The sequence below is a fragment of the Sandarakinorhabdus sp. genome (genome assembly GCF_031422795.1).
Lineage (GTDB): Bacteria > Pseudomonadota > Alphaproteobacteria > Sphingomonadales > Sphingomonadaceae > Sandarakinorhabdus.
Genome location: NZ_JANPML010000003.1, coordinates 1 through 2,219, shown reverse-complemented (window position 1 = coordinate 2,219; position 2,219 = coordinate 1). Strand labels below are relative to the sequence as shown.

At 61.7% G+C, this 2,219-nt stretch carries 1 protein-coding gene; it reads right to left on the bottom strand.

The genetic code is table 11. The features are described 5' to 3' along the window. Nucleotides 1-152: 152 nt before the first annotated feature. Nucleotides 153-2,219, bottom strand: a 2,067-nt coding sequence (gene clpA / locus RMO81_RS00215; RefSeq protein WP_310473710.1) for an ATP-dependent Clp protease ATP-binding subunit ClpA, incomplete at its 5' end; no start/stop codon positions are given.

The window sequence follows — 2,219 nt, the reverse complement described above, 5'->3', positions numbered from 1 at the left end:
AAAAAATTGGGTCCCCCCCACCGCCCGCCCCGCCGGAGGCCTCGCCCTCCTGATTCTACAGGCGGTGTCACCCCGCGCTATTGATCGCCTGCTGACGAACGAAGGGCGGCGGTGCCGGTGTGGCACCGCCGCCCTTTTCGTTGGCGGAAGGATCAGGCCTCCGTGGCCGGCGCCGGCAGCGCTTTCGGTGCCTTCTTCGCCTTCAGCTTCTTGATGGCCGGCACGATTTCGAACGACAGATCCTCGTCCTTCACGTGCACGCGCACTTCGCCGCCGTTAACCAGCTTGCCGAACAACAGCTCCTCGGCCAGCGGCTGCTTGATCTTCTCCTGGATGAGGCGGCCCATCGGGCGCGCGCCATACATCTTGTCGTAACCGCGGGTGATCAGCCAGGCCTTGGCTTCCTCGGTCAGGCTGATGTGCACGTCGCGATCAGCCAGTTGCATTTCCAGCTGCAGGATGAACTTGTCGATCACCATGGCGACCACCGATGGCGGCAGATAGCCGAACGGCACCGTGGCATCGAGCCGGTTGCGGAATTCCGGCGAGAACATCTTCTTGATGGCCTCTTCATCCTCGCCGATGCGGGTGGTGGCGCCGAAACCGATGCCTTCCCGCGCCATGTCGGCAGCGCCGGCATTGGTGGTCATGATCAGGATGATATTGCGGAAATCCACCGTCTTGCCGTGGTGATCGGTCAATTTGCCGTTGTCCATCACCTGCAGCAGGATGTTGAACAGATCCGGGTGGGCCTTTTCGATTTCGTCGAGCAACAGCACCGAATGCGGCTGTTGATCGACAGCATCGGTGAGCAGCCCGCCCTGATCAAAACCGACATAGCCGGGAGGCGCACCGATCAGCCGGCTGACCGAGTGGCGTTCCATATATTCCGACATGTCGAACCGGGTCAGCGGGATGCCCAGGATGCCGGCCAATTGCTTGGCGACTTCGGTCTTGCCGACGCCGGTGGGGCCGCTGAACAGATAGCAGCCAATCGGCTTGTTGGGTTCGCGCAGGCCCGCGCGTGCCAGCTTGATGGCGCTCGACAATTTTTCGATGGCGGCATCCTGGCCGAACACCACCCGCTTCAGATCGGCATCCAGCGTTTGCAGCTGGGTCTTGTCGTCGGTGGAAACGCTTTTCGGCGGGATGCGCGCCATGGTGGCGATCACCGCTTCCACTTCCTTCACGCCGATGCTCTTCTTGCGCTTGTTTTCGGGCAGCAGCATCTGCGACGCGCCGCTTTCGTCGATCACGTCGATGGCCTTGTCAGGCAGTTTGCGATCGTTGATGTAACGCGCCGAAAGCTCCACAGCGGCCTTGATGGCCTCGGCGGTATATTTCAGCTTGTGGTGCTCTTCATACGAAGGCCGCAAGCCCATCAGGATCTTGATGCTGTCCTCGATGCTCGGCTCGTTCACGTCGATCTTCTGGAAGCGGCGCAGCAGGGCGCGATCCTTCTCGAAGTGGTTGCGGAATTCCTTGTAGGTGGTCGAACCGATGCAGCGGATGGCACCGGACGAAAGCGCCGGTTTCAGCAAGTTCGATGCGTCCATGGCGCCGCCGCTGGTGGCACCAGCGCCGATCACGGTGTGGATTTCATCGATGAACAGCACGGCGTGCGGCAGCTTTTCCAGCTCGTTCACGACATTTTTCAGCCGCTCTTCGAAATCGCCACGGTAACGCGTGCCGGCGAGCAGCGCGCCCATGTCGAGGCTGTAGATCACTGCAGGCTTAAGCACGTCGGGCACCTGGCCTTCGACGATCTTGCGCGCCAGGCCTTCGGCAATGGCGGTCTTGCCGACGCCGGGATCACCGACATAAAGCGGGTTGTTTTTCGAACGGCGGCACAGGATCTGGATGGTGCGGTCCACCTCGGCATGACGGCCGATCAATGGGTCGACCTTGCCGATTTTGGCCTTCTCGTTGAGGTTCACGGTGAACTGCTTCAGGGCGCTTTCGCCGCCCTTCTTGTCGTTCTTTTCCGTCTTGATCGGCTTTTCCTCTGGCTCTTCCCGGTCGCTGCCGCCGGCCGAACCGCGCGGCGGCTTGGCTTCGGACTGGCCAGATTTGGCGATGCCGTGGCTGATGAACGACACCGCATCCAGCCGCGTCATGTCCTGCTGCTGCAGGAAGAACACGGCGTGGCTTTCGCGCTCGGAAAACAGCGCCACCAGCACGTTGGCGCCGGTCACTTCCTCGCGGCCGCTGGACTGCAC